Source organism: Shewanella surugensis, from assembly GCF_023284005.1.
Lineage (GTDB): Bacteria > Pseudomonadota > Gammaproteobacteria > Enterobacterales > Shewanellaceae > Shewanella > Shewanella surugensis.
In genome coordinates, this window is sequence record NZ_JAKIKS010000210.1 from 1 (window position 1) to 5,068 (window position 5,068).

Genomic DNA, 5,068 nt, shown 5'->3' on the forward strand with positions numbered 1-5,068 from the left:
TGATGATCGCAGAAGGGTAATGTCGGCCTGAAAAATTGAGTTTCATAAACATTAAGCATAAAAAGTGATGCTTAGATCATAAAGTATTTAGGCTGTTTGCGACAGAACCCTATATTAAACTAACCCCCATTTTCCCCGCTGATAAAGACCAAGATAGGACAGGCTTAACAATCCCAACTCTTCACCCATTTTGGCTACTTAACCTCTATTACGCACTAACTGAAGTCTATCAACTTCATTCCTATTGACTGGAACTTTCTTTCTTATCCGGCAAATAATAACATCAATACCACGATTACTTTTTCCACTACCCTTCGTGTTTAGTTCCTCTTAAGAGCTGATCTCGACTAACCATCATCCCTGGTGAAAGTCATCACTCTTTTAAGTATCAAAATCTCTTTCATCGTAAACCCAGACATATCGATGTCCTCCACATCTTTCTCCTTAAATTATTTTTATTATATTTAAATTGAAAGCTAAACTCCTTCGATAAATAATCTTTAGCATAAGAACACGACTATAAACAAAGGAACAAGAGTAACAAACCCGTTGTAATAGCCGAAACTAGGCATAAAAACTGAGGATTTCACCCTGAAATACCTCATTAATAATAAAAAAAAACAATTTTAATTAGTAGGTTACTATGATTAACGAAGTGAGGATGCATTTCACATTTTGAGAAATACACCATTATTAATAGCGCATATATTTAATTGCTAGCAATTATCCTCTAATGTTTTTTTGATAGCCTCATCCAGTTTTTTTTGCAACTCTCGCGGAATGTGCCCAAACTCATAACTAAACCCGCGTTTTTTAGTTTTCTTTCTAGCGAATGAGTTCTTGCCCTCAAACTCCCACAACTTCTCTATGACTACATCTTTAGGACCGGCACCACCTAACTTATCATCATGCTCCTTTTTGAGTATCCGAAATGTTTTGTTATAACATGCGATAATATAATCCTTAATATCATCTTTGTTAACCTCATCCGCTTCCTTAATATCATCCTTAACCTTATCTGATAATACAGATAACTCCAGATTTTCTTTATCGATGAAACTAGACATATCCAGTAGATTCTTAAAATCCGGATACGTTAAATCTGACTGGATCGGGAAAGCTGACAACATTTCTGAAGGCACTGACGCACACTGAATAGCCCTACTTACCTTAGCTGCTGACATTCCTTCTTTTTTTGCTAGTTGTTTTTGGTCTAATCCCTTCTTATTTTTTTCCACGATCAACCATAATCCCAACTCCCTCAAACTATGCTCTTTCGCAGTTTGAATAGTTTTAGTCAGATGCCGCGCATCAGGGGCTTCAATATCTTCATCAGGAACCAAAACATCCAAACCCACTCTTGCAATTTTTGCCGCACCTAACCGTCTAGAACCATCCAATATTTCTATTTTGTCACCCACCTTCCTCCCAATTGCTGGAAAGTATTGATGAGTGATAATAGTGTCTGTAATGGGCTTAAGCGAAGCCTCCGTTAACGCCGACTGGTCTCTGCCGTTGTTTTCCATATCAACAAACAAAGTAGATTCTAGCTTTTCATAAGGAATATTCTCTAAAGTGAACTCAACTTTTTTCCCAGATATTAAAGTAAATACTTGCTTACGCGTATTAGTGTTTTTATCTATATGCTTATTTGATGAGAACCCTTGTAAAGTACGTCCTATCGTCGCTCTTTTTTGCATGATTAAGCTCCCCCATTCGAGCGAATAAATTCAATACGATCATAAACAGCTTTTGAAAAGTCTTCCGTCGCAACCCGCGCACCTTTTAAAGCATCCTTACTACCCACATATGTATTAGGGTTCGCAGTGATCACAGTATCAAAAGATTCACCACAACGTTCAAAAGCATCAAGCCTAGGCAACACAGCATCCAGCATATCTCCCCCGAAAATCTCCTTAGCTAAACTGTGACATAATTTATGATCAACTTTGTTTGCTAGTTTAGTCATAAAGCCGATATTCCCTTTTAATTTGGGATTAGCACCTGACTCTTCTATTACTGACATCAATTCAGGTAATCTATTTAAATATTTAAGAGTGGAATGGAAATCAACCTGTGCAGGCGGAATAGGGGTCATTAATAAGTCTGAACATGTTAGTGCATTTTTTAAGAACGCATCTAAATGAGGGCCACTGTCTATAAATATAAAATCATAATCCTTATCTAACTTATCAATGATGGCACTACTTAGTAAGTTATTAGGGTTTTCACCAGGCAAATGCTCTGTGACTAACGCTTCCCAATTCGATGCGATAAATGCATCATCGATAGAGGCAGGAATGACATCCACTCCATCCACTCCCGATTTAACGATGAATTCATTAATAAGCTCTTCTCTCGACACGTTCTGTAAAATCGCTTGAGCAGCAGTAGTATCAACCACTCCAATAGAGTGTCGATGATTCAAGAACATAGTTGCTGAAGATTGAGGATCAAGATCAATAACTAAAACTCGTATATCTTCTTTCAGTAGAGTAGGGTGAGTCCGTAGTCCATGCGCCAATGAAACTGTGGTTACTGTTTTTGATACACCACCTTTTAAATTTGCGACAAAAATAGTGAAGGCCTTATTTCTTTTATCACGATATTTTTTTACTTTCCTATGCTCATAGATACTAACAATGTCTGATATTGTCATAGCATACTTTTCTGTATTACCCGCTTTGCGCTTCCCAAATTGATATCCGGCATCTTCCATTTCCCCAACGGCCTTATCTACTACAGCTTTAGATAAGTGAGGCAATTTAGCAACTGCCGCTTTTGAGTATGTCTGGAAGTAAGAATCCGTATTAAACTCTCTTTTCTGCGCTTCAATTTCTTCAGTTAAGGAGGTTAATAAATCATGAGAGCGTTCCGCGATTCTACGCAAAGAGTTCTGTGCTTGGTACATACGAATCCTTTTTTATTAGATAAATGCAGCTTTTATGACTTGGAGCTATAATACTGCTTATTCATTATAAAACAACCTCACTTTTGTAAATCAAAGAAAAATAATTACTCCACAAAAATAAGCCCTCCAAAATGTTTGAGTTCTTCTTATAGTGATTACGAACTATTACAAAATATAAGTAATAGTAGCAAAGTTACAAAGTGGTATTTAAAATAACACTTATAGTTATGAGAGAAAATAACGTAAATAGAAGGGGAGGGGGAATAACACAGTTATGAGCTTTTAGATGTATTTTGACAAAATAATTAGATCTGAGTAGACAGGTGAAAACTCAAAAAATTGATGATTTCACCCTGAAATCATCGGCACAATATGACATAACTATATGTATTAAAATATTTTAATCTACTTCACGGCAATGTGTAAATATGTGGGATAGCTAAGGAAAATCACGACTCCTCGTGCTCGATTACATCCCCTTCATTTAAAGAACCGGGTACATCGTTGTTTTTTGCTTCCGACATCGCCAGTGCAAACTTAGACATAAACTCCCCATCTAACAGTAATCCTTCGGAGAGCAACTGTCCGGTTAGGGACATCATATTATTCAATTCACCAACCGTAGGATTACCTGAATCACCCGACGAGAAGTTACTTACCATATCAAAAGTTAACTTAGCCATATCGAGTGGAGAAATAACGTCACCAAGTTTTTCTCTCTCATCAGCTTCCTTTTCTGCCACCGACTGTGGAGTTTCCCATCTAAATAAAAACCTAATCGCGACTATCCTTCGACCCTCTTTGATAGCCTCATAGCCCAAATTCCCCGTCTTCTCATCAATTAAAAAGTGAAGAAACGGCTCGTTCTTGTTTATCGCTTCTATTGAAGGCTTAATAATCCGCTGAATGAATTTACTTACCACCCCATAACTTTTTGTTTGCAGTTGGCCTTGCTGATTGAGTAAACCGAAGTACGCATGAAGCTCAGCTAATTTTTGTGGATGAAACACGCTAAAAGCTTCATTTTTATACCGACATAACATCGTATAAAGACGCTTAGCATGTTCTTTTTTTATGTTTCTAAAGTTACGATGAGGAACCTGACTATGACCTCCAGAAATAGCCAGATATTCATTAATGAGCAAATCGTTCGGAGTAATATAAAGAGCCCCATCTTCATAATAGATACGTTTAAATAATGAAGTAAAAGAGAATTTTTTCGTTTTAGGATCTTTTATACCAATAGATTTATTACTTAGACGTTCCGCAGGCAATACCAACGTAGCGTATTGTTGCTTTGAATCAGAAAAACCAAACCAATCCTTTAATACATCACTTGAAAAACTGTAAGTAGGGCTATGTATCTGCTCCCCATTCATAAATGGGACCCAGTGATCTTTATGTAAGCGAGTGAGGAACAAAGCAACAATATCATGCATCACCGGTGATAGTGATAACTGCGAAAAAACCAAATTATGACTTTTTTTGAAGAAAGTAGATTTTAAATCAACACTTTTATTCGTTGTTATCATTAAAGCACTATTATCATCCATATCTTCTTGCTCTAATTGTTTATCTTCATTCATTTAAGGTAACTCTCGCGCTTTGATATGGTAAGTATCGAATAAAGCTAACCACTTTTCAACTAAGAAGTGTTCATAGTTATTAGTTCATCCACCTCTTTTACCAGAAACACACTAAGATTTGGGCACCTTTAAACAGGAGTCAGCCTGTTAATTGAGCCGCACACTAAGATTTGGGCACCTTTAAACAGGACTCAGCCTATTGATTGAGCCGCACACTAAGATTTGGGCACCTTTAAACAGGAGTCAGCCTATTGATTGAGCCACACACTAAGATTTGGGCACCTTTCAGCACAAAGCCCACTCTATTAGCCACCACACACTAAGATTTGGGCACCTTTAAACAGGAGTCAGCCTGTTGACACACACTAAGATTTGGGCACCTTTCAGCACAAAGCCCACTCTATTAGCCACCACACACTAAGATTTGGGCACCTTTAAACAGGAGTCAGCCTGTTGACACACACTAAGATTTGGGCACCTTTCAGCACAAAGCCCACTCTATTAGCCACCACACACTAAGATTTGGGCACCTTTAAGCAGGAGTCAGCCTGTTTATTGAGCCGTACACTAA

At 37.5% G+C, this 5,068-nt stretch carries 3 protein-coding genes; all 3 read right to left on the minus strand.

Going from position 1 to position 5,068, the window contains the following annotated elements:
- Nucleotides 1–716 precede the first annotated feature (716 nt).
- The 3 genes from L2764_RS25720 to L2764_RS25730 all read right to left on the minus strand — a co-directional run bounded on the left by L2764_RS25720 (nt 717) and on the right by L2764_RS25730 (nt 4,497).
- Nucleotides 717–1,700 (minus strand): ParB family protein, encoded by a 984-nt coding sequence (locus tag L2764_RS25720; RefSeq protein ID WP_248943204.1) that lies wholly within the window; start codon nt 1,698–1,700, stop codon nt 717–719.
- 2 nt (nt 1,701–1,702) lie between these two features.
- Nucleotides 1,703–2,911 (minus strand): AAA family ATPase, encoded by a 1,209-nt coding sequence (locus L2764_RS25725; RefSeq protein WP_248943205.1) that lies wholly within the window; start codon nt 2,909–2,911, stop codon nt 1,703–1,705.
- 449 nt (nt 2,912–3,360) lie between these two features.
- Nucleotides 3,361–4,497, minus strand: a complete 1,137-nt coding sequence (locus L2764_RS25730) for a replication initiation protein (protein WP_248943206.1) — start codon at nt 4,495–4,497, stop codon at nt 3,361–3,363.
- Nucleotides 4,498–5,068 lie beyond the last annotated feature (571 nt).

What these genes read in the sequence shown, in the direction of transcription:
- L2764_RS25720 (WP_248943204.1), bottom strand. Translation starts at nt 1,700, where the DNA reads ATGCAAAAAAGAGCGACGATAGGACGTACTTTACAAGGGTTCTCATCA.
- L2764_RS25725 (WP_248943205.1), bottom strand. Translation starts at nt 2,911, where the DNA reads ATGTACCAAGCACAGAACTCTTTGCGTAGAATCGCGGAACGCTCTCAT.
- L2764_RS25730 (WP_248943206.1), bottom strand. Translation starts at nt 4,497, where the DNA reads ATGAATGAAGATAAACAATTAGAGCAAGAAGATATGGATGATAATAGT.